Raw genomic sequence first — 23,376 nt, 5'->3', positions numbered from 1 at the left:
TAATTGCTAACTTCTTCCTGCTCCTCCCCCTGGAGGGGGGAGGCTGGGGGGGGGGAAGGCGCCGCCTTGGCAGCTCTACCCTACGATGTTGTACACGGCCTCGAGCGCCTCGGCGAGGTTCTCGGGCTTGGAGCCGCCGGCCTGGGCGAGCTCGGGCTTGCCGCCGCCGTTGCCGCCGACGATCGGTGCGATCGCCCTGATGATGTCGCCCGCTTTCCAGCGCGCGGTGAGGTCGGCGGTGACGGCGACCAGGAGGTTCGCCTTAACGCCGTCGGCGGTCCCGAGCACGATGATGCCGGAGCCGATCCTGTCCTTCAGGGTGTCGGAGAGCTCGCGCATCGCCTTGGCGTCGCCGTCCACCTTCACAGAGAGGATCTTTACGCCGTTTTGCTCGCGCACCTGCTGAACGAGGTCGGCGGACTTGGAGGCGTTCATCTTCGCCTGCAGCCCCTCGAGTTCCTTTTGCAGCTCGCGCTGTGCCGCGATGAGCTTCTCGACGCGGTCGAGCACGCTAACGCCCTCGGCCTTCAGGAGCGCGGCGACGCTTCTCTGCTCGTCTTCCATCTGGTGCACCACGGCGAGCGCGCCGTTGCCGGTCTGCGCCTCAATCCTCCTCACCCCGGCGGCGATCCCCGCCTCGGAGATGATCTTGAAGAAGCCGATCTCGCCCGCGCCGTGCACGTGCGTGCCGCCGCAAAGTTCCATCGACACGTCGCCCACACGCACCACGCGCACTACGTCGCCGTACTTCTCGCCGAAGAGGGCGGTGGCCCCGCCGGCAAGCGCCTCGGCTGCCGGCATCTCGCGGGCGTCGACGGTCGCGTTACCCATGATGTTACCGTTCACGATGGTTTCGACCCTGCGGATCTCCTCGGCGGTCATCGGGCTGAAGTGGGTGAAGTCGAAGCGGAGGCGGTCCGGGGTCACCAGGGAGCCTGCCTGCTTCACGTGGTCGCCCAGCACTTCCCTTAAGGCTGCCTGCAGAAGGTGCGTCGCGGTGTGGTTGCGCGCGGTGGCGGCGCGCCCTGCGGTGGCGACCTTCAGGTCGACCGCCTCGCCGTTACGGACGTTGCCGGAGACCACCTTGCCGCGGTGCACGATGAGGTCGGTGAAGGGGCGGCTGGAGCTCTCCACCTCGATGTGCGCGGCGCCGGTGGAGATGACGCCGGTGTCGCCTGCCTGGCCGCCGGACTCTCCGTAGAAGGGGGTCTTCGCGGTGATGATCTCAACCTCGTCGCCGGCGTTTGCCTCCTCGACAAGGACGCCACCCTTTACGATGGCGCTGATGGTGGAGTAGGCGGTCTGTTCGGTGTAGCCCACGAAGTCGCTCGCGATGCCGGAGCCGTGCAGTTCCTTGTAGATGGAGGCAAGGCCCTGCTCGCCGGACCCCTTCCAGTTCTCCCTCGCCTTGACGCGCTGCTTCTCCATGCAGAGGGCGAAGCCGTCCTCGTCTAGGGTGAGACCTTCCGCCTCGACGATGTCGGCGGTGAGGTCGACCGGGAAGCCGAAGGTGTCGTACAGCTTGAAGATCACCTCGCCGGAGAGGACCTTGTCCCCCTTGGCCTTGAGCGCCGCGGTCTCCTCGTTCAGGATGGCGAGGCCGCGGTCGAGGGTCTCAATGAAGCGCTCCTCCTCAGCCTTGATCACCTTCTTGACGTAATTCTCGCGCTCGAGCAACTCCGGGTACGCATCGCCCATCATCATGTTGACGGCGTCGACCACGCGGTAGAGCATCGGCTCGGAGACCCCCAGCATCTTCGCGTGGCGGGCGGCGCGGCGCATGATGCGGCGCAGCACGTAGCCGCGCCCCTCGTTGGAGGGAAGCACGCCGTCGCAGATGAGGAAGGTGGTGGCGCGGGAGTGATCGGCGATGACGCGCATGGAGACGTCGTCCTTCTCGTCGTCGCGGTACTTCTTGCCGCAGATGGTCTCGATGTGGCGGATGATCCCCTGCAGCAGGTCGGTGTCGTAGTTGGAGGTGACCCCCTGCATGACCGCGGAGATGCGCTCAAGGCCCATGCCGGTATCGACCGAGGGCTTGGGGAGCGGCGTCATGGTGCCGTCTTTGTCGCGGTTGAACTGCATGAAGACGTTGTTCCAGATCTCCATGTAGCGGTCGCAGTCGCAGCCGACGGCGCAGTCCGGGGAGCCGCAACCGGTGCCGGGGCCGTTGTCCCAGAAGATCTCGGAACAGGGGCCGCAGGGGCCGGTGTCGCCCATGGACCAGAAGTTGTCCTTCTCGCCGAAACGGTAGATGCGCTCGCGCGGCACCCCTTCCTGGTTGTGCCAGATGTCCGCCGCCTCGTCGTCGTCGTTGTACACCGTCACGTAGAGGCGATCCTTCGAGAGGCCGAGTTCAACGGTGAGGAATTCCCAGGCGTAGGCGATGGCGTCCTTCTTGAAATAATCGCCGAAGGAGAAGTTACCGAGCATCTCGAAGAAGGTGTGGTGGCGCGCGGTGCGGCCGACGTTCTCGAGGTCGTTATGCTTCCCGCCGGCGCGGACGCATTTCTGCGAGGATACGGCGCGGATGTAGTCGCGTTTTTCAAGGCCCAGGAAGACGTCCTTGAACTGGTTCATCCCCGCGTTGGTGAAAAGCAGGGTGGGATCGTTTTTGGGGATGAGGTTCGAGCTCTCCACCAGGGTGTGACCCTTTTTCTGAAAGAAGTTGAAGAACTGCGCCCGGATCTCTTTGCCTGTCATAAAAAACCTCAACTGAAATGGGATATCTAAACCATGTTTGTTCAAGCAGCCTTCTCTCGCCTTGGGAAGGGAAGGTTAAAGTCCCCCTTTGCGAAGGGGGATTTAGGGGGATTTTTGCGGGGACGGCAGAGGCAAATCCCCCCTGTCCCCCCTTCGCAAAGGGGGGGACGCCTGGGCTCGTGAAACGCTTAGTTTGCAACTTACTCAGCGTCTTAACGCACTGGACTCAAAATCCAGCGGTGAATCCTCGGAATTCCCTGAAGAACCTTCCCGCCTTTCAATCCTCCTGCGCCTTAAGCTCCCTAAAGATCGCGGAGAGCGAGAACCCTTTCCTCTGCAGGTAGCCGACGATGCGCCGCTTTTCCTTGTCGCTTGCGGTTGCCGGGTCGAAGCCGGGATAGCGCCGCGCGATGGTCTGCGCGAGGAGCTCCCGCTCGCTGTACTCCCCGGAAAGCTCGTCGAGCACCTGGCTCACGATGGGACCTGCCACGCCGCGCTTTGCTAGTTCCAATTTGAGCCTCGGGCCGACTCCCTTGCCGTTTCGAAGCGCCGACGAGGCGAAGGCGCGCGCGAAGCGGAGGTCATCCTGGTAGCCGAGCTCCTTCATCCGGGCAACAGCCGCCTCGCTCTCTCCTTCCTCGTAACCCTTGCTGGAAAGCTTCTTTCTAAGCTCCGCCTCGGAGTGGTCGCGCAGGGTGAGAAGCCGCAGACAGCAGTCGAGTGCCGTACCGCGCTGCACCTAGTACTTCTCGATGACCAGCTCCTTGTCACCACCTTCCGCCGGCGGTTCTTCGTCGGTGAAGGTGTCCCAGCTGGAGTCCGAGGTGGACGATATGCCGGAGACCTTGAGAGCGAAGTCGTCGGGATTGCTCGACTGGCGCATGGCCTCTTCGTAGGTGATGAGCTTTCTGGTCAAAAGCTGCATGAGCGACTGGTCGAAGGTCTGCATGCCGTAGCTTGTGTGCCCTTGGGCAATGGCGTCCGGGATCTGCTTCGTCTTCTCCTTGTCGTCGATGCAGTCCCTGATGCGGGCGGTGCCGATCATGACCTCGACCGCGGGGACGCGCCCCTTGCCGTCCATGCGCGGCACCAGGCGCTGCGAGATGACGCCTCTCAGGATCCCGGCGAGCTGCATCCTCACCTGCCTCTGGTGGAAGGGGGGGAAGACGGAGATGATGCGGTTGACGGTCTCGGCGGCGTCCAGGGTGTGCAGGGTGGAGAGCACCAGGTGTCCGGTCTCGGCTGCGGTGAGTGCCGTCTCGATGGTCTCGTAATCGCGCATCTCGCCGACCAGGATGACGTCCGGGTCCTGCCTCAAGGCCGAGGTGAGCGCCTTGCCGAAGGTGAGCGTGTCGAAGCCTACCTCGCGCTGGCTGATGAGGCTCTTCTTGTCCTTGTGCAGGTACTCGACCGGGTCCTCGATGGTGATGATGTTGCAGGTCCGGTGCTCGTTTATGTAGTCGATCATGGAGGCGAGCGTCGTGGACTTGCCGGAACCGGTGGTGCCGGTGACGAGGATCAGGCCGCGCTGCTCGAGAGAGAGCTTTTTGAGGACCGGCGGCAGGTTCAGCGTTTCCAGCGTGGGGATGGCGATCGGGATGGCGCGCAGCACCATAGCGACCGTGCCGCGCTGGGCGAAGGCGTTGACGCGGAAACGCCCGAGCCCGGGGACCCCGTAAGAGAGGTCGACCTCGTAGTTCTCCTCGAAGATCCGCTTTTGCCGATCGTTCATGATGGAGAACGCCATGTTCCTGACCGCATCGCTGGAGAGGCGTTCCGCGTTGGGGATGGCGCGCAGGGATCCGTCGATCCTGACGATGGGGGGAAGCCCAGCCTTCAGGTGGATGTCGGACCCCTTGGCCTTCATGCCTATGCCGAGGATCTCGTTGAGGGTCATGGCCTAGGCTGCGCCGGAAGCGGCGTCTTGTTGCGGTGCGGTGAGTTTTTCCCTGATCTCGGCAAGGATCTCCGGGTGCTCCTTGAGGAACAGTCGGGAATTCTCGCGACCCTGGCCGATGCGCTCCTTGCCGTAGGAGAACCAGGCGCCGCTCTTTTCGACCACGTTGCGCTCGACGGCCAGGTCGAGGACGTCGCCTTCCTTGGAGATCCCCTCGCCGTAGAGGATGTCGAATTCGACCTCCTTGAAGGGGGGTGCCACCTTGTTCTTCACCACCTTCACGCGGGTCCTCGAGCCGATCATGTCGTTGCCCTGTTTGAGCGCCGCGATCTTCCTGATGTCCATGCGCACGGAGGCGTAGAACTTGAGGGCGTTGCCGCCGGTGGTGGTCTCGGGGTTGCCGAACATGACGCCGATCTTCATCCTGATCTGGTTGATGAAGATGACGCAGCAGTTGGACTTGGAGATGATGCCGGTGAGTTTTCTGAGCGCCTGGGACATGAGGCGTGCCTGCAGGCCCATGTGCGAGTCGCCCATATCGCCCTCGATCTCCGCCTTCGGAACCAGCGCGGCGACGGAGTCGACGACGAGGACGTCGATGGCGCCGGAACGTACCAGGGTCTCGGCGATCTCGAGTGCCTGCTCACCGGTGTCCGGCTGCGAGACGAGGAGGTCGTCGGTCTTGACGCCGAGCTTTCTCGCGTAGCCGATGTCGAGGGCGTGCTCCGCGTCGACGAAGGCTGCGATGCCGCCCAGTTTCTGGGCCTCGGCGATGATGTGCAGAGCGAGGGTGGTTTTACCGGAGGATTCCGGTCCGAAGATCTCGATGACGCGGCCGCGGGGGACGCCTCCCACCCCAAGCGCCAGGTCCAGAGAGAGGGAGCCGGTCGGGATCGACGCCACGTCCGGGAGCGCCTCCTCGTTGCCCAGCCTCATGATGGCCCCTTTGCCGAACTGTTTCTCAATCTGGCTCATCGCCAGGTCCAGGGCCTTTTCCGCTTTTTCCTTATCGAGCATCGTTTTATATCTCCTTCGCCTTTCCAGGCGGTTTTTGGGTCTGGGTTTTCAGCCCATCACACATAGCACAACCTTGAACGGGTTTTCAACGGGTAAAAGCCCCCGTTGACCGTTCAATGTTCAACGTTCGACGTTATAGCTTGTTGTTGCCAACTTTTTGCATCGCCTCGGCGGCTTCTTTATTCGTGAAGCCTTCAAGGTTCCGGTTACCGGTTGTCGGTGCCGATGTTTCATGCGGGCCGTCACGACTGCGTTGTTTTGGGCTGGGACGGTGACGAACGTTGAACGTTGAACCCCGAACGGGTTCTAAAACAAAGCAGGCTGGATAAGTTCCTGCTCGAGCGGGAGCACGAGGAAGAAGGAACTCCCGTCACCGCTCTCCACCCAGACCATGCCGCCGTGCGCCTCGACCATCCCCTTGACGATGGCAAGCCCCAGCCCGGCCCCGCGTCCCTGACGCCGCCTGCTCGAGTGGTGCCGGATCTCGCCTACCTCGTAGAAGATCTCGAAGACGCGCTGCTGCTCGTCCATGGGAATGCCGATGCCGCCGTCGCGCACCTCGACCTCCAGGTAGCAGCGCTCGCCGCAGCGCCTCAGGAACTCGGGGTTGAAACGGGTGAGCGTTCCGGAGCGTACCGAGAGGGCCTCGTGGTCGACGACGCGGCCGGTCACCACGATCTCGCCCCCCTCGGGGCTGAAGCGGATAGCGTTCAGCAAAAGCTCGTAGAAGACCCGCTCCAGGTAGGTGCAGTCCCCCTGGAAGAAGGGGAGATGATCGAGGTCGCGCAGGGTGATCGCCTGCCCGCGCTCCTCGAAGAGCGGTTGGAGCTGGTCCAGGAGGGTTTCGAGCAACATGCGCAGGTGGATGGCGCTCGTCTCGAGCCCCTCCCGGCGCGCCTCCAGTCGGATCAGCTTCAAAAGATCGGCGACCAGGGCCTTCAGGCGCAGGCTCCCGTCGCGCACCATCTCGAGCACCTGGCAGGCGTCTTCCTGGGAGACCCATTCCTGCTGCAGCAGGTGGTCGACGCCGGCGACGATGCTCGTGAGCGGCGTGTTGAACTCGTGGGAAACCATCCCGAGAAACTGGTTCTTCATGCGGTCCAGGCGGGTCTGCTCCTGGTGCGCCTGCTCGATGAGGGCGAGGTTTTGCTTGAGTTTAGTCTCAGAGAGGGAAAGGCTGTGGCTGCTCCTCTCCAAAAGCCGGTGCGAGCGGAGCAGTTCCTCGCTCTTCCACTTGAGCTCCTCGAAGAGCCGCACCTGCTCGATGATGTTCCCCATCTGTCGGCCGACGCTCTCGAGGAAGCGGAGCTCCTTCGGGCCGTAGTTGTGTGGTACGCGGTGGATGAGATGGATGAAGCCCAAAAGGCGCTCCTGCGAGCGGATCGGGATCGAGGTGAGGCTCCCCCAGCCGTTGCAGGCGTCCTGAAGCGGCGCGACGCGGACTTCGCTCAACCGTTCCGTGCCACCCTCCACGCTTTCCATGATCACACGTTCCAGCTCGGCTGGGGCCTGGCGCGAGGCGCAAAGGGCGGGGGAGGGGGCCTCCGGCGTGGAGAGATGCAGCGTCCCCCCTTCTGCCTGGAAGCGCTCCATCAGCTCGAGGAGGGTCTCCTCCTGCATCGTTTTCAGGTCGGTCCCCTGGCTCATGCTGGCAAGCATGTTGTTGAGGATGGATAGCTCGCGGTTTCTCTGCCAGATCTCGTGCTCGGTGCGCCGCTTTTCCGTGATGTCGCGCAATAGACAGTGCGCCACCTGCTCGTCGCCGAGATCGATGAGGCGGGCGTTTATCTCGCCCATGAAGAGGGAGCCGTCCTTTCTCTTCATCTGGGCGCAGTCCCAGTCCGCCTCCCCCTGGCGCACGAGCTGATAGATGAAGGTGCGCAGCCGGTCGTGTTCGGAAGGGGCGAAGATGTCGCGCACCTCCATGGAGGCGAGCTCCTCCTTGCTGAACCCGATGAGCTCACGCCCAAGGCGGTTTTCTTCCTGCAGCAGCGCCGTCTTCACGTTGAAGATGAAGATCGCGTTGCCTGCCCCCTCTAGAAGGCTCTTGTAGCGCCGGGCGCTCTTGTGCGCCTCCTGCTGCATCTCGTCGATCTCGCGGCGCAGCCCGTCCACCATGCTCGCCTGGCGCTGCCTGAATAGCGCCACGAAGCAAAGGAGCACCGTCGCCAGCGACACGGAGACGGCAAAATGGAGCCGTCCGGGCAGCGGCGTGTACTGCTCGATCAAAAGGAGCAGCAGTTCGCAGGCGACAATCACGAGGAGCGGTGCAAAGTGCACGGCATTTTCCCCTGTACGAGCGTGGATTAAGGGCCATCTTCGTTGACGGCCCGGTTGATCAGTGGAGGGCGAGGAGGTATTTGCGCAGCCAGTCCAGTGCGGTAAAGGTGGTAATGGAGCGGACGCGGGTCCGGTCTCCCTGGAAATTGAAACGTTCGGCGCGGCAGCCGGCGGCGTCGGCAATGCCGATGTACACGGTGCCGACCGGTTTTTCCGTCGTGCCACCGTCGGGGCCGGCGATGCCGGTCACCGAAACGGCGAGGTCACTGCCCGCGGCCTTTCTCGCACCTTCGGCCATGGCGCGCGCCACTTCCGCGCTCACCGCGCCGTGCTTTTCGATGAGCTCTGCCGGCACGCCGAGCATGCGTGTCTTCGCCTCGTTGCTGTAGGTTACGTTCCCCTCGAGGAAGTACGCGGAGCTTCCCGCCATGGCGGTAATCCGGGAGGCGATCATCCCGCCGGTGCAGGATTCGGCGAGGGAGAGCGTCACCTTCTTCTCCTGGAAAAGCCGTGCGAGTACACAGTTCATGGTGTCGCCGTCCTCGGCGAAAAGAAATGCCGCGAGGCGCTCCCGCACCGCAGCCGCCGTCTTCTCGAGAAGCGCCGCGTCGGCTGCTGCGGCCCGCAGGATCACGTGGATCTCCGGGTACTTGACGCAGTAGGCGAGCTGCACCGGGTCGTCGTCGGATAGGGCCCCTTCCAGGCGCTCCGCAATGGCCGCCTCGGGAATCCCGAACACCTTCAGGGTCACCCGCCGCCACGGCGCCGGAAGCCTTTTCCCCAGCTCCGGGAGGACCGTATCGGCAAGCATCCGCTCCATCTCGAAGGGGACACCGGGGAGAAAGGAGACTTCAGCCCCCCCGATCCCGACCGTGAAGCCGCAGGCAGTGCCGAGCGGGTTCGGGATCAGGCGGCACCCGCGCGGCACCAGCGCTTGGCGCCGGTTGGACGGGTGCAGCGGCCGGGCGATCCTCTCCTCGAAGCGGGCAAGATGGTCGAGGGCCTCCTGCGAGAGCTCGAGCGGCACCCCTGCGGCCCGTGCCGCAGCCTGCGCAGTGTAGTCGTCGGGGGTGGGGCCTAGCCCGCCGGTGGCGATCACCTCGTCACTTGACCCGGCAAGTTCGAGGATCACCTCGACGATGGCATCCTCGTCGTCCGGGACGGTGACATGCCGGAAAACACGCGCGCCGGTTTCGTAGAGCCGGTCCGCGATGTGGGCCGCGTTCGTGTCCACCACCTCGCCGGAGAGGAGTTCGTCGCCTATGGAGAGGACGGAGACCCTCACGGCAGGAACCTCAGTACGAGGTGCGTCGCGGCGCAGGCGTAAATCCCGGCCACGATGTCGTCCATCACGACACCGTAGCCGTTTTTGAGCGACCGGTCGAACCAGCGTGCCGGCTGCGGCTTGACGATGTCGAAGATGCGGAACATGACGAAGCCGGTAAGCACCCCGAGCCAGGTGGCGGGGACCGCGATCATGGTGACGAGATACCCCGCCACCTCGTCGATGACGATCTTTCCGGAGTCGTGCTCGCCCCAAAGCTCCTCGCCGAAACCGGCACTCCAGCAGGCGAAAACGGTGAAGGCCACCGTAGTCAGAAGGTAGAGCGACAGCGGCATACGCGACAGGAGCAGGAAGAAAGGGATTGCCCCCGCGGTGCCGACCGTCCCCGAGGCGAAGGGTGCGAAGCCGGTGCCGAACCAGGTGGCGGAAACGATTACGAATTTTTTCATCCCTTGCTGCTCTCCCTTTCCACGATGCGGTACACGTCGATGAGCGGCATCCCCTTTTCCAGCGCGACGGCGCGGCACGAGTCGTATTCCGGCGTCACCCGCCCGTCCCCCAGCACCTTGACGGAGACGCGCCCGACGGAGGTCTCGCGGGTTTCCACGTGGCGCTGCGCCACGATGCGGTTTGCCGGATAGTAGCGAAGGCCGATGGCGCTCGACTCGGAGAGCACGATTGCTGAGAGGCGCTCGAGGTCGGCGGGGTTCGCGATCACGGTGAGCCGGGTCCCCGGGCGGTTCTTCTTCATCTGCAGGGGTGAGAAGGCGACGTCGAGGGCGCCGGCCTCCATGAGCCGCTCCATCAGAAAACCGAAGATCTCGGCGGGCATGTCATCGATGTGGGTCTCGAGGACCAGCACCTCCTGCGCCGCGCCGGGCGTTGCCTCCTCACCGAGCACCAGGCGAAGCAGGTTCGGCAGTTCTGGAAAATCTTTCTCCCCGGCGCCGTAGCCGGTCCCTTGCACGGTCATCGCCGGTGGGGCGCCGAAGCGGTCGGCGAGTGCCGCGACGATGGCAGCGCCGGTCGGCGTCACCCGCTCGCCTTCGCCGATGTCCGGGCCTACGGGAATCCCCTCCATGAGCCTCGCGGTGGCAGGTGCCGGGACCGGGAGAAGGCCGTGCGCCGTCTTCACGAAGCCGCGCCCATAGGGGAGCGCCGAGGCGCAGACCCGTTCGATCCCGAGGTAGTCGAGGCCGATGGCGGTGCCGACGATGTCTACGATGGAATCGATAGCACCCACCTCGTGGAAGTGCACCCGTTCGAGCGGCACCCCATGCACGGCGGACTCGGCCTGGGCGAGTTTGAGGAAGATGCGCCCGGCAAGCTCCTTCACCCGGGGCTTAAGCCCGGACTTTTCGATCATCGCGGCGATGCCGCTGTAGTGGCGGTGCGGTTGATCCGCCTCGATGCAGGTCACCTTGAAGGAGGTGCCGGCGACGCCGTGGCGTTCCGTTTTGTGCGACTCCAGGGTGTAACCCGAGAGCGGGAGCGCGGAGAGCTCACGTTGCAGCGTCTCGAGGGGAAGCCCGAGCTCGATCATGGCGGCCACGGTCATGTCGCCCGCGATACCGGCGAAACAGTCGAAATACAGAACCCTCATCCGTGCACCCTGTTCATGAGGCTCGCGGCGTAGGCCGCCCCGAAGCCGTTGTCTATGTTCACCACGGTCACCCCGGCGGCGCAGGAGTTCAACATGCCTAGGAGAGCGGCGACCCCGCCGAAGGAGGCGCCGTAGCCCACCGACGTCGGGACGGCAATTACCGGCTTGTCGACGAGTCCACCCACCACCGAGGGGAGCGCCCCCTCCATGCCGGCGACCACGATGATCACCGCGGCCTCGGTGAGCGTTCCCCGGCGCGCCAGCAGCCGGTGCAGGCCGGCCACCCCCACGTCGTAGACCTTCTCCACCTCGTTCCCCATGAGCTCTGCGGTAAGAACCGCCTCAGCCGCCACGGGGATGTCCGAGGTGCCGGCGCAGACGACGAGTACCTTGCCCTTCCCGCGCCGCTCCACCGGGTGCTGTTCGATGGTGAGCGCGCGCGCGTCGGCGTGGTAGATCGCCTGGGGGAAGAACTCCATGAGCTTCGCCCCTTTGGCGCGGTTTACCCGCGTAGCGAGAACGTTGCCGCCTTTTTCGAGCAGCGCAGCGATGATGGTGCGCATCTGTGGGATGCTCTTGCCCTGTCCGAAGATGACTTCAGGGAAGCCCTGGCGCAGCGTGCGGTGGTGGTCCACCGTGGCGCAACCCAGGTCCTCGAAGGGGAGGTGCTTCAGTTGCTCCAGGGCGTTCGCGACGTCTACCGATCTCGCTCGCACGTCCTGGAGTATCTTTTCGATTGCCTTACTTTGCATGAATCAGGGACTGCCTCCGCAGGTGGAAAAATAGCATTAAGGCTAGCATAGAAACCGCTGCTGCGCTGCTAAAAAAGTGTGATTTTGGAACGGGGGAAGGTTTTTTCTGTCAGAGCTGGGCCTTTATGCGGGGGTGATGTGACAAATCGCCGTGTTAAAAGGGAAAATGCCTATGGGGATGGGGCGGGTGCCAGAGTCATGAAGGCCCTGCTCCTTTCTTTGAAGACGCACTCACTCCGTCTCTCTTTCTCTGTGCTTCCATTACGCTGCGCAGGATCCGATTCGCCCGCGTCTGATACCCTTTGCCCCCTTCCTTGAGCCATGTCACCACGTCGGAATCAAGCCGTATCGTGATGGCCTGCTTGGCGGGGGTCAAGGTAGCTTTCTCGAAGAAATCGTCTCCCAGTTCGGGAATGTCCGAGTAGTCGATTTCCTCTTCCCTGATAGCATCAACCCTTGCCCAGTCTGTTTGCGACGGCATTTTCGAATCTCTCTTTTTCACGTATGTTCGCCTTTCTCCGTGAAATTATCCGTATGGTGTCGGTGCCTCTGCAAGTGTACATGGCAACCATTACGCGGTTTTTGATATAGCCCATGACAATGAAGCGGCGTTCTCCATAGTCTCTGCGTTCATCCCTGGTCTCGAGGTGGTTTCCCAGAAAGATCTCAGCTGCGTCGGCAAAGTCGCAGCCATGCTTCACCAGGTTTAGCGCGCCTTTTCTCTCATCCCAATCGAGCTTCATCCCCTGCCTCATTGTATGTACATGTGTAATTACAGTCAAGTGGCGGCTACCATGGGAATGGACTATATCGCATTTATGTTTGCGAACCGGCTCCCCCTGTTGTAGCTTTTGAGCCTGTTTGAGCCGGGAAAAGGAGGATGGATATGGGAGACAAGGAAAACGGGATGAAGGTGGCGCTCGTGACCGGTGCGGGGCGCGGTATCGGTTACGGGATCGCTAAAAAGCTCTTTTCGGAGGGGTATGCGGTGGTGCTGGCGGATATCGACGGGGCATCGGCAGATGCTGCCGCGGCAGGTCTCGGCACGCCGGAGCGTCTGCTTGCCCTGCAGGCGGACGTCTCGGACGAGCAGTCGGTGCTCTCGATGGTAGAGCGGAGCGTCGCCCGCTTTGCTCGCCTCGATCTGCTGGTGAACAACGCAGCGCTCGCTGGCGCCCACGCCGCTCCCGTGCACGAGCTGCCGCTTGAGCAGTGGAGCCGGGTCATCGCCACCAACCTGACCGGCGTCTTCCTCTGTGCGAAACACGCGGTCCCACATTTGAAGAAAAGCCGCGGCAGCATGGTCAACATCTCTTCGACACGTGCCCTGCAGTCCGAGGCGGACACCGAGGCGTACTCGGCAAGCAAAGGGGGCGTCGTCGCACTTACCCATGCCCTCGCCATGAGCCTCGGGCCGGAGGTGCGGGTCAACTGCGTGAGCCCGGGGTGGATCCACAACGGCGCGGAGTCGGATCTAAGCCCCGCCGATCATGCCCAGCACCCTGTCGGGCGGGTGGGACACGCCAACGACATCGCGGAGCTGGTCATCTACCTCGCCTCGCCCCGTGCGGGCTTCATCACCGGGCAGAACTTCGTCGTCGACGGCGGCATGACCCGCAAGATGATCTACGCCGAATAGTACCTCTTCACTCCCCCTCGAAGGCTTCCGCGATCACAGGTTGTGTCGCGACGGGAAGGGGAGCTTCAGCTTGTGGTGCGGACACTGGATACCTGTACGGCAGGTACAGGGGCAGCGGTGAGAAAAAGAAAAAAGGGTACGGCTAGGTGCCGTACCCAGAACTTCCAATCAAGTTTTGAATGCATCTAGCGTAGCCGGTTCAGCCTGTGCTGGTAGATGTAATCCGCTCCCTGGTAGTAGGCGAGCATGTCGGTCAACATGGTGTCGGAAACCGGCTCAGCTTGTGCCTTGCCGCTTTTTCTGTCCACCTTGTACTGAGCTGCGTACTGTTGGGGGCCGAGTACGAGGAGTCTGTCCTCGGTGAGGTAGCCAAGCTTCTGGTAGGTCGACACGAAGGCGCGCGGTGGTTGGTTGGAATCCTTCAGAACGTCCCGTCCAAGGAAGTCGCTCTTGTAGCTCATGTTCATAAGGCCGAGAACGGTAGGTGCCACGTCGATCTGGCTCATCATCTTTTCGACGCGCGCAGGCTTCACGTGGGCCGGGGAGTAGACGATGAGCGGGATCTCGTACTTCTTGATCGGGATGTCAGTTTTCCCGGCGCTGCTCGCGCAGTGGTCCGCCACGATAACGAAGATGGTGTCCTTGAACCACGGCTTGCTGCTAGCTTCCGCCACCAGCCTGCCTATCGCGTAGTCGGCGTACTTCACCCCGCCCTTCCTACCCTTCTTGGAGGGGATGTCGATGCGGCCACCGGGGTAGGTGAAGGGGCGGTGGTTCGAGGTGGTCATCACCATGGAGAAGAAGGGTTTCTTGTCGGCGAAGGACTTGTCGGCCTCGCGGATCACCTTGCGGAAGAGGTCCTCGTCGCACACCCCCCAGACGTTGGAGAAGGTCACCTCGTCCTTGGTGAAATCCTGGCGATCCACTATTGAGTAGCCGTTGCCGGCGAAAAAGGCGTTCATGTTGTCGAAGTAGCCGTGTCCCGCGTAGATGTATTTGGACTGGTAACCCTTTTCGTTCAGGATCTCACCCCAGGAGCGGAAGCCGCCGTTGTTAGGACGTTTGACGATCGACGTCCCTGGCAGGGGGGGGATTGAGAGGGTGAGTGCCTCCAGGCCGCGGATGGTGCGGGTGCCGTTGGCGTAGAGGTTGGTGAAGAACAGCGACTGGGAGGCGAGGCGGTCCAGGTTCGGCGTCAGGTGGTCCTTGTTGCCGAAGACGCCGAGGTACTCGCCCGAGAGGCTCTCCTCGGTGATCACCACCAGGTTTAACCGCTTTTCCGGACCTTCGCCACGGATCTCCCTGGTGAACCGCTCCGACTTAGGATTGGCGAAGCTGTTGTTTCTCTCGGCCACCAGGGTCCTCAAACGCGCGTTCACCTTGTCCTGCGGCAGGGTACGGTAGAACCTCGTGAAGGAAAGCTCGTTGTTCACGAAGGCCGCGAAGAGGTTGTAGACCCCGTTGCCGGCGATTTCGTTGGCGAAGTTGTTCTGGGAGATAGCCGATTGCGAGACGTTCACCACGCCGTAGGAGAGAAGCGGAGCGATGAGCAGCATCGCGCCGATTCTGTGGTAGGCGCCGTTGAAGGTGATCTCGGTGCCACGGGCGATGGCCTTGCGCAAAAACCAGGAAGCCGCGATGGCGATCGTAGCTATGCCAGAGAAGATCACTGGAAGGGGATACGACTCCTTGATGTTGCCGATGACTTCGGTGGTGTAGATCAGGTAGTCGACGGCTATGAAGTTGAAGCGTGTACCGAATTCATCGAAGAAGAGGTACTCGGCGCAGACGTCGAAGACGAGCACGCCCACGACCAGCGCGAAAAGTACCCGCATGGCCCAAACGTGCCAGCGATGCGTGGTCACCCGGCGCGGCATGACGATGAGGTAGAGCGCCAGCGGTATGAGGGCGTAGGCCAACGTCGCTAGGTCGAAGTAGAACCCGGTTGCGGCTGCTTTGAGGATCAGGGAGAGCTTGAGGCCGGCTCCCTTGGGGGCCATGCCCAGGAGCATGATGCGGATAGCGGCATTTACTGCTAGGAAGGTGCAGGAGACAAGGGCGACCAGGCCCAGTCGGCGTTGCGGCATTTATTAACCTCACAAATATCGTATGGTACGGCGCCAACAAACATACGACAAGGCGCCTTGCCGAAAGATTGCAGGGAAATGACATTTTTGTCATCTGTGCGGTCCCTTGCTGCCGTCCACTTCGTTAATCTTGCGTCGGGCCTTCCCCCGACGAAGGGGGGGCGCCGGCTGGGGTGGGTGGGGACGCGTCGATTACCTCGCGCACCTTTACGGCGAGGTCAGTCATGGAGAAAGGCTTGGAGATGAAGTTCACCCCCTTCTCCAGTACGCCGTGGTGGGCAATCACGTTAGCGGTGTAGCCGGACATGAAGAGGCACCTCGCCTTCGGGCAGTGCGGCTGTAGCCTGCGCGCCAGTTCCCGTCCGTTCATCTCGGGCATGACCACGTCGGTCACGATGAGGTCGATGTGCCGCCCACTCTCCAAAACGAGCTCCAGCGCCTGAGAGGGGGTTTGGGCGGAAATGACCTGGTACCCCTGCAGGGCGAGGAACGATACCGCCACGTCGCGGATGCTCGGCTCGTCCTCAACGAGCAGGATGGTCTCGTTCCCCCGGATCTCCTTGGCGGCACTTGTCACCGCGGGCGGTTCCGCCTCGTCCCCCCTGTGCCGCGGGATATAGATCTTAAAAGTGGTTCCCTTGCCCGGCTCGCTGTAGGTGTTGATGAAGCCGCTGTTTTGCCTGATGATGCCGTACACGGTGGCGAGGCCCAGACCGGTCCCGCGTCCCACGTCCTTGGTGGAGAAAAACGGTTCGAAGATATGGGCGAGGGTCTCTTGGTCCATGCCGCAGCCGTCGTCGCTCACGGCGAGCATGACGTAGTCGCCGGGGACGAAGCCGAAGTGGGCGTTGCAGTAGTCGCTGTCGAAGACGACGTTGCGGGTTTCGATGGTGATCTTGCCGACGTCGGCTATGGCGTCGCGGGCGTTGACGCAGAGGTTGGCGACGACCTGGTCCAGTTGGGAAGGGTCCATGCAGACGCGCCACAATCCAGCCCCGGGCCCCCAGGCGAGGTCGATGTCCTCACCTACCAGACGCTTCAGCATCTTGAGCATCTGCTCCACGGCCCCGTTTAGGTCCAGAACCCTCGGCGCGATGGTCTGCCTGCGGGCGAAGCCGAGGAGCTGGCTGGTAAGAGCCGCCGATTTGTCTGCGGCCTGGCGGATGCCTTCGAAGCGGACCCGCGCCGGATGCTCTGGCAGCAACTCCCGTGCCCCCAACTGGGCGAGCCCCATGATAACGGTAAGGAGGTTGTTGAAGTCGTGGGCCACCCCGCCGGCCAATCTTCCCACCGACTCCATCTTCTGGGCCTGTTGCAACTGCGACTCCAGGGCGGCCTTCTCCTTCTCGGCACGTTTCAACTCGGTAAGGTCCGAGATCAAGACGTAGAAGCCACGGACGCTCCCATGCACGATTTCGGGAATGTAATGGGCCCAGTGGTAGTAGGTCACCTCTCCACGGACGATGGTCCTCTGGAAGTGCTGCGGCTCCCCTGCAAGGACAGCCCGCGTGTGTGGCTCGTTCTGCCCGGCGAGCTCCGGCCCGAGGACCTCGGTCATACCCTTGCCGATGATATCCTCGGCTTCTTTACCGACCCACTGCCGGTACTCGCGGTTCGCGAAGCGGCAGGTGAGATCGCTGTCCCAGTAGCAGACCATGCCCGGCAACTGCTCCGTCATAAGCCGCAGGAAGCGCTCGTTCGCGCTCAGGGTGTTTTCAAAGCGTTTTCTCTCGGTGATGTCCTCGGTGAAGATGAGGATCCCGCCCACCTCTCCGGCCGCGTCGTACCATGGGCGGATCTCCCACCTCACGTACTGCACAGACCCGTCCCCCCGGACGAATTCGTCAGCCTCCTCGGAGAGGATCTCGCCGGCAAGCCCGCGGCGGTGGAACTCCTTCCAGCGTTCAGTGATTTCCGGGAACACCTCATAGTGCGACCGCCCGAGGATGTCGCCGTCACCCAGGCCGTACATGGCGAGCCAGCGGCGGCTCACCTCAAGGTAGCGCATCTCGCGGTCGAACATCGCCAGTGATGCCGGTGCGTACTCGAAGAACAGGCGCAGGTGGGCGTTTGTCTCGTTCAGGCTTTCCAGGCTTTGCAGGCGGGCGCCGTCGGCGGCGGCCATGGCGGTGAGATACCGGTCGATCAAGACGTAAAGCAGGGTCGCGGTGCAGAGGATAAAGAGAAAGCCCTTCGCTACTGCGATCCTCATCAACGTCTGCCGGTCGTCGAAGAGCCAGTCGAGGACCGTGTCTGACCCGTAGATCCAGGCGAGGCCGAAGACGGCGTAGATGGCAACGATCCTCACCGTTTCCCTTCGATTTTGGTGCAGGCGCGTGAACATCATCATCTATCCTGTGTTGCCGACGGTGCGCAGTCATGCGCGTGGCACCCAGGGCGGGGAGGAGGAAAGCCTAGGGTCACCGCCGTTCCCTTGCCGGGAGTGCTCGACATCGAGGCGGTGCCGCCGTGCAGGCTCATGATGGAGCGGACGATGGCGAGCCCCAGCCCGCTACCCTGGTTGTAGACCTGGCGTGCCTGGGGCGAGCGGTAGAAGCGGTCAAAGACACGCGGGAGCTCGGCTGGGTCGACTCCCATGCCGTCGTCCTCCACGATCAGCTCGAGCCCTCCGTCGGAGAGGGGTCTTAGCTTAACCCTGATCTCGCCGAAGCGCTTGGTGTAATGCAGGGCGTTTGAAATCAGGTTCCCAACGGCGCGCTGGAACAGGTGCGGATCGACGCAGGCCTCCCCCTCCCCCTCGATGGCGATGGCGGTATTATCCTCCTCCGCTACGTTGCCGTAGTAGTCTGCCAGCCGTTCCACCTCGGCGCGGACGTCGATCAGCTCTGGCTGATAGGAGCGGTCCGGGCGTGCAAGGAAGAGGATGTCCACCACCATGCGGGAGAGCCGTTCGTACTCCTCAATGGCGGACTCGATGATGCGGCGGTACTCGTCCTCGGAGCGGGCACGGGAGAGGGCCACCTCTGCCTCGCCGCGCAGGTTGTTGATCGGGGTGCGCAGCTCATGGGCGAGGTTGGCGGAAAATTCGGAGAGGCGGCCGAAGGATTCTTCGAGCCGTTCCAGCATCGCGTCCAGGGCGACCGCAAGTTCTTCCAGCTCGCGCGGTGAACCCTCTATGCGGGTGCGCTGGTGCAGGTCGGCCTCGGTGATGCCGGAGAGCTTGTCCGCCATCTCCTTAAGGGGCCTGAGCCCGCGGTGCGCGATGATGATCCCGAGCACGGCGGCGAGCACCAGCCCGATCACCACCGACGACGCGGTCCGGATCAGGTACTTCGACATGAGGGCATCGTCTTCGGTTATATCCAGGGCGACCTGTACTAGCCGATAATGGGGGTCGCCATCGCGCCCGGCCCAGGCGGCATTCAGCAGGTAGTGCTTCTTTTTCCCTGCGCGATACTTGACGCCGCGGCCGATCTTCTCGCTGCTGGTCACCGCAGGCGGGAAGAGGTCTACCGGAATGGTCTCTATCCCGGAGGACTGCAGCAGGGTGCGCCCTTCCGCGTCCTGGATGCGCACCAGGTGGTGGCTTTGCTGGCCAGGCTTGTTGGCGGGCATCTGGTCCTTAAGGGCGTCGGGATGACGGGCGATGATGTCCCTCAAGTTGACGATGCGTTCGATCAGGAAGTCGTTGTCCTCGTAATCGAGGTCCTTGGAGAGCCGCTTGAACTGGAACCAGTTCGTGCACAAAAGGATCAAAAGCGTCGCGACGAAGTAGAAGCCGACCAGGCGGGCGGTAAGCGAGATGGCGCGGGGGCGGTCAGGACGCTTCTTCGTCGATGACATAGCCGACCCCCCTGATGGTGTGGATGAGCTTCAGCGTGAAGGGGTCATCCACCTTCTTCCTGAGCCTTCTGATGGCGACGTCGACCACGTTGGTGTCGCTGTCGAAATTGATCCCCCAGACCTGCTCCGATATCGTGGTGCGCGATAGTACCTCGCTGCGGCGCCGCAGCATAAGGGTAAGCAGTTGGAACTCCTTTGCGGTGAGGTCGAGCGATTGACCAGCCCGACGTGCCTTGTGGCGTACCATGTCGAGTTCGAGGTCCGCCATCCTCAAAAGTTCGGACTGTTGCAGCGGGTGGCGGCGCAGGATGATCCTGATGCGGGCTAGGAGCTCCGAGAAGGCGTACGGTTTCACCAGGTAGTCGTCCGCCCCGAGCTCCAGGCCGTGCACCCGGTCATGCACCGCGTCGCGCGCGGAAAGGAAGATGACCGGGACGTCGTTGCCCGCCGCGCGCAGCTCCTCGATGATGGCCCAGCCACCCTTTACCGGGAGCATGACGTCCAGGATGATGAGGTCGTAGTTCTCCGTCAGGGCGAGGTGCAGCCCGTCCTCGCCGTCGTTGGCGATGTCGACGCTGAAGCCGTTTTCGGTAAGACCTTTCTTGAGGTAATTGGCGGCCTTTTGCTCGTCTTCGATGATGAGGATGCGCATCCTACTCCCAGCCTTTCATGAGTTTGCCGGTCGAGTATATATCATCGGCGCGCGGAGAGCGATAACTTCTTACACCCTGAACCACCCCACCATGCCGTTCAGCTCCGTGGCGAGCTGTGACAGCCCACCCGACGAATGGCTTATGTCGGTGAAGGAGCTCCTGAGCTCCCTGGCGATGGTGTGGATGCCGTCCATGTTTTTCGATACCTCCTCGCTGGTCGAGGACTGCTCCTCGGCGGCCACGGCGATCCTCTGCACCATGTCGGCCACCTGCTCGACGTAGTTCACGATCTCGCCTATGGCGACCAGGGTCTGTTGCACCTGCCCCTGCACCGTCTCCACCGACTCCCGCTCTTCGTGCATGAACGCGACGGAGTCCCTGACGCTGGTCTGCATGGTCTTGACGGTCTGCGATATCTCCTGCGTCGCCGTCGCGGTCCGTTCGGCGAGTTCGCGGACGTTATCGGCCACCACCGCGAAGCCGCGCCCCTGTTCGCCCGCGCGCGCCGCCTCGATCGCCGCGTTGAGCGCAAGGAGGTTCGTCTGGTTTGCGATGTCGTTTATGAGGGTCACCACGTCGCTGATTTCCTCGGACTGTTTGCCGAGAGATTCCACCTTCTGGGCCGCCTCCTTCACCGATTCGGCGAACCGGTCGAGCTCCCGCGCCGTTGTCTGCATCGCCACCTTGCCCCGGTCGGCGATTCCCTTCATCTGCAGCGCGGCGTCGGAGGTGTCCGTCGAATTCTTCGCCACCTCCACCGTGGTCTGCGTCATCTCGGTCATGGCGGTCGCGGACTGGTCGATGCGTGTGGTCTGCTCTTCGGCGCCCCGCTCGAGGGCAACGGCCGTTGCGGAGAGCTCCTCGGAGCTGCTGGCAAGGCTCTGGGTCGCATCCTTTATCTTCCCGACCATACCGCGCAGGTTGTTCACCATCTCCCCCATGGCGAGCTGGACCTTGCCCACCTCGTCGCTGTTGTTGGTGTCGATGCGGACCGACAGGTCGCCCTTGGCCACCGCCTGCGACACCCCGAGCAGTTGGGCGAGCGGCTTCGATATGGAGCGGTAGACCCAGACACCGAAGACGATCCCGAAGAAGATGGCCCCGAGGCTGATAGCGCCGATCAGCAGGGTCGAGAAGTGGACCATCCTGTTCACCGTCGTGATCGCCTTTTCCTGGTCCACCTGGGCCACGCTCACCGTTTTTTGCCCGCTTTCCGCCTGTTTCTGGACGATCTCGCGCAGCTTGCCCATGGCGGCCGTCGCCTTTACCTCCATGTCCAGGCGGTTGCGGATCTTCGAAAGCACCCCGTCCTTGACGAAGAGGAGCCCCTTCACCGTGCCGATGGCCCCCTCCGCCTGACGCAGCAGCGCGGTCTCGTTGCGCGCGTTCAGTTTTACGAGCGACTTGGAGAGCTGGGCGTCCACCTGGCTTATGCGGCCGAACAACCCGTTCATTTCGCCTTCGATCGCGTCGACGTCCTTGGCGCTCGTCGCTGTGAAAAGGCGCGAGGTGAGGCCGTCCACTTTGAGCCCTAGGGAAAGGAGTTCCGAGTTGTTCGCCATCACCCCGGTGGCGACGGTGGAGTTACCGAAATAGGAGGCCTGCTTGCGTGTCTCCGAGCCGAGGGTATCGGTGGCCATGGCGGACTCCTGCTCGAGCACCAGGTTCACCGCGTTCATCTTCTGGGTAATCTCGGAGAAGAGCTGGTCCCGCGCCGAGGTGTCGGTGACGCCGGGGTCGAGGGTCGCGCCTTGGGCCTTGCCGAACGGGACGATCCTCGCGTTCAGGTACTTGAGGTCGGTCGAGATGCCGCTGGAACTCTTGGCGGCTTCGTTTTGCAGCGCCTTGCTTATGGCGGTGTTGCACTTCGCCTGGGAGATGAGGACGCCTTTTTTGGTGGACGCCTTGCTGACCTCCAAAAGCCCGAGGTGGAAGTCCTTCAGGGTGAGTTTCAGCGCCTCCACGCTGCGGGCGCGGTCCGAGACGCTCTTTGTTTCCGTCACCGATCTGCTGTAGGAACTGGAGCTCGTCGACTGTAGCCCCTTGATCTTGGCATCGAGCTCCTTGAGGCGGGTAGTCGCCTCAAGGAGCCGATCGTTTATCGCCTTGTTGGCCGTGGTGGCGTCCTCTTCGGCCTTCAATTTTCCCGAGGTAACCGTGAAGAGTTCCGTGGCTATGCCGGCCAAGGCCTCGTGAGCCTCCAGCTTCACGTCGCCGGAGAGGGCCTGCAGCGCCTCCTGCCCGGTCGCCACCTGCGCGAGCGTCTTCTCCGCCTCTGCCTTCGCGCTCTGGAACTCGCTTCGGTTTCTGGATGCGCTGACCTTGATGAGGTCCGCCGTCGCTTCCTGGATCTGGCGCTGGAACTCCACGGTTCTCATCTGGAACGGGGTGCTGCGCTGGGTGAGGTCCTTCAGTTTGCTGTCGACGAAGCGCATGCCGACGATGCTGGCGATGGCGACCCCGGCGACGATCAGGATCACGATGATTACGTTGAGGGTAAGTTTGGTCTTGATGGTCATCATTCACTCCGTCCTTGCGCTGAAGTCCTCTCCCGGGTGCGTCACCCTACTGCCTGATGTACTTCTGCCCCTCGCCGTTTATGAAGGCGATGAGCTTGCGGACCTTCGGGGTCGGTTCCCCCTTGGTGACCAGGATGACCGGGCGCGCCACGTCCGGGGTCTTGACCGTCTTGATGGTGGCGTCCACCATGGTGACCGGGCCGAAGGCTATGGCCTCGGGGTTCGCGGCAACCTTCTCGCGCACGTCCTCGAAGCGGCCAGCATCAACCACGTCCGCGGCGAACGGGGCGTCTGCAAGGGCGATCTTTTTGAACGCGGCGTTGGTGGCGGGGTTGATCGAGGAAAGTACGATGAGCACCGGGGCGTCGTTGCCACCCACCTCTTTCCAGTTGGTGATCTTGCCGGTGAAGATCCCCTTCAGTTGCTCCATGGAAAGGGCGGCGACCGGGTTGTCCTTGTGGGTGACCGTGTAGATCTTGCTGGCGCCGATCACGCTCGCGACGTACGCGGAGGGCTGGGGAACCTGGATGTTCTCCTTCGCGGCTGTCTTCACTAGATCTTCGTAGGCGAGCCCGGCTGCGGAAGCGTCCAGTTCGCCGGCCATCAACTGCTTCAAGGCGAGGGTCGCGCTGCTGAAGTTGAGGTTGATGTTGATGCCGGTGCTCTTCTCGAAGGCCTCCTTCACCGGCTTCAGATAGCCGTCGATCGGGGCGCCCCCTCCGCCCACCTTGATTTCCTCGCCGAAGGCGGCTCCGCAAAAGACCATCGATGCTGCGACAGTGAGACTGATCAACCTTTTCTTCATCGCTTCCTCCTCATGGTGTTGTATTGCAGGTGTGTGCTGCTCCTCTAGCCGCCGGATCTTGTCCGATGGCCTTACTTTGATGATCAGGAGAGGTCGGCCGGCATGGAAGGCAACACGACTGCCGGCTTGGGCATTGTTCTCATAGCTGCTCCTCTCTCTTGATGATTTGGTGCGGTGTGTGATTAAGGCTGCCAGCGGGATGACTAAAAGCTATTCGTCATTGGTATAGTGAGACTTTAGGAATATTAATATCACCTGATTGTGTATACGGTGATGCGACAAAGCCGGGAGGGGTGACTTCTTTATTCAGAAGATAAAACCGAAATCGCTGC

General features: G+C 62.5%; 18 protein-coding genes. 1 reads left to right on the top strand and 17 read right to left on the bottom strand.

Annotated features, from left to right (window positions below; all coding sequences use genetic code 11):
- Window positions 1-75: 75 nt before the first annotated feature.
- The 11 genes from alaS to E8K79_RS11725 all read right to left on the bottom strand — a co-directional run bounded on the left by alaS (window position 76) and on the right by E8K79_RS11725 (window position 12,280).
- A complete protein-coding gene (gene alaS, locus E8K79_RS11775; RefSeq protein WP_135869351.1) occupies window positions 76-2,703 on the bottom strand; it encodes an alanine--tRNA ligase in 2,628 nt (875 codons plus the stop codon).
- Window positions 2,704-2,980: 277 nt separating this feature from the next.
- On the bottom strand, window positions 2,981-3,442 hold the full coding sequence (locus E8K79_RS11770) for a regulatory protein RecX (RefSeq protein WP_136514915.1): 462 nt from the start codon (window positions 3,440-3,442) through the stop codon (window positions 2,981-2,983).
- Window positions 3,443-4,600 carry a type IV pilus twitching motility protein PilT gene (locus tag E8K79_RS11765; protein WP_136514914.1) on the bottom strand — a complete coding sequence of 386 codons (1,158 nt, stop codon included), beginning with the start codon at window positions 4,598-4,600 and terminating at the stop codon, window positions 3,443-3,445. It lies immediately after the preceding gene.
- Window positions 4,601-4,603: 3 nt separating this feature from the next.
- Window positions 4,604-5,617, bottom strand: coding sequence for a recombinase RecA (gene recA, locus E8K79_RS11760; protein ID WP_135869354.1), 1,014 nt, complete (start codon window positions 5,615-5,617; stop codon window positions 4,604-4,606).
- 306 nt (window positions 5,618-5,923) lie between these two features.
- On the bottom strand, window positions 5,924-7,897 hold the full coding sequence (locus E8K79_RS11755; protein ID WP_136514913.1) for a sensor histidine kinase: 1,974 nt from the start codon (window positions 7,895-7,897) through the stop codon (window positions 5,924-5,926).
- Between the two features lie 58 nt (window positions 7,898-7,955).
- The gene (locus tag E8K79_RS11750) at window positions 7,956-9,182 is read right to left on the bottom strand and encodes a competence/damage-inducible protein A (protein ID WP_136514912.1); all 1,227 of its coding nucleotides are present in this window, start codon (window positions 9,180-9,182) and stop codon (window positions 7,956-7,958) included.
- Window positions 9,179-9,631, bottom strand: coding sequence for a phosphatidylglycerophosphatase A family protein (locus tag E8K79_RS11745; RefSeq protein WP_136514911.1), 453 nt, complete (start codon window positions 9,629-9,631; stop codon window positions 9,179-9,181). The genes E8K79_RS11750 and E8K79_RS11745 overlap by 4 nt, the downstream gene beginning before the upstream one ends.
- Window positions 9,628-10,785 (bottom strand): nickel pincer cofactor biosynthesis protein LarC, encoded by a 1,158-nt coding sequence (gene larC / locus E8K79_RS11740; RefSeq protein WP_136514910.1) that lies wholly within the window; start codon window positions 10,783-10,785, stop codon window positions 9,628-9,630. Before larC ends, E8K79_RS11745 begins: the two co-directional genes overlap by 4 nt.
- Complete coding sequence (gene larB, locus E8K79_RS11735) at window positions 10,782-11,537, bottom strand: nickel pincer cofactor biosynthesis protein LarB (protein ID WP_136514909.1); 756 nt, start codon at window positions 11,535-11,537, stop codon at window positions 10,782-10,784. Before larB ends, larC begins: the two co-directional genes overlap by 4 nt.
- 196 nt (window positions 11,538-11,733) lie before the next feature.
- Window positions 11,734-12,039: a BrnA antitoxin family protein gene (locus E8K79_RS11730; protein ID WP_246043814.1), complete on the bottom strand. Its 306-nt coding sequence runs from the start codon at window positions 12,037-12,039 to the stop codon at window positions 11,734-11,736.
- Window positions 11,987-12,280 (bottom strand): BrnT family toxin, encoded by a 294-nt coding sequence (locus E8K79_RS11725; protein ID WP_136514908.1) that lies wholly within the window; start codon window positions 12,278-12,280, stop codon window positions 11,987-11,989. The genes E8K79_RS11730 and E8K79_RS11725 overlap by 53 nt, the downstream gene beginning before the upstream one ends.
- Before the next feature lie 143 nt (window positions 12,281-12,423).
- On the opposite strand from E8K79_RS11725, the gene E8K79_RS11720 reads away from it, so the two are divergent.
- Window positions 12,424-13,176, top strand: coding sequence for a glucose 1-dehydrogenase (locus E8K79_RS11720; protein ID WP_136514907.1), 753 nt, complete (start codon window positions 12,424-12,426; stop codon window positions 13,174-13,176).
- A gap of 185 nt (window positions 13,177-13,361) precedes the next feature.
- On the opposite strand, the gene E8K79_RS11715 is transcribed toward E8K79_RS11720, so the two are convergent.
- From E8K79_RS11715 to E8K79_RS11690, 6 genes are all read right to left on the bottom strand, one after another.
- Window positions 13,362-15,263, bottom strand: a complete 1,902-nt coding sequence (locus tag E8K79_RS11715) for an LTA synthase family protein (RefSeq protein ID WP_136514906.1) — start codon at window positions 15,261-15,263, stop codon at window positions 13,362-13,364.
- A gap of 124 nt (window positions 15,264-15,387) precedes the next feature.
- Window positions 15,388-17,610 (bottom strand): hybrid sensor histidine kinase/response regulator, encoded by a 2,223-nt coding sequence (locus E8K79_RS11710; protein WP_136515542.1) that lies wholly within the window; start codon window positions 17,608-17,610, stop codon window positions 15,388-15,390.
- Complete coding sequence (locus E8K79_RS11705) at window positions 17,610-19,067, bottom strand: heavy metal sensor histidine kinase (protein ID WP_136514905.1); 1,458 nt, start codon at window positions 19,065-19,067, stop codon at window positions 17,610-17,612. Before E8K79_RS11705 ends, E8K79_RS11710 begins: the two co-directional genes overlap by 1 nt.
- Window positions 19,042-19,719, bottom strand: coding sequence for a heavy metal response regulator transcription factor (locus E8K79_RS11700; RefSeq protein WP_136514904.1), 678 nt, complete (start codon window positions 19,717-19,719; stop codon window positions 19,042-19,044). Before E8K79_RS11700 ends, E8K79_RS11705 begins: the two co-directional genes overlap by 26 nt.
- Window positions 19,720-19,788: 69 nt before the next feature.
- Window positions 19,789-22,239: a methyl-accepting chemotaxis protein gene (locus E8K79_RS11695; protein ID WP_136514903.1), complete on the bottom strand. Its 2,451-nt coding sequence runs from the start codon at window positions 22,237-22,239 to the stop codon at window positions 19,789-19,791.
- A gap of 46 nt (window positions 22,240-22,285) precedes the next feature.
- Window positions 22,286-23,044: a substrate-binding domain-containing protein gene (locus E8K79_RS11690; RefSeq protein WP_136514902.1), complete on the bottom strand. Its 759-nt coding sequence runs from the start codon at window positions 23,042-23,044 to the stop codon at window positions 22,286-22,288.
- Between the last annotated feature and the right edge of the window lie 332 nt (window positions 23,045-23,376).

The organism is Geomonas edaphica (assembly GCF_004917075.1).
GTDB lineage: Bacteria > Desulfobacterota > Desulfuromonadia > Geobacterales > Geobacteraceae > Geomonas > Geomonas edaphica.
The sequence above is the reverse complement of the archived record's forward strand: the minus strand, read 5'-3'. Positions and strand labels throughout refer to the sequence as shown.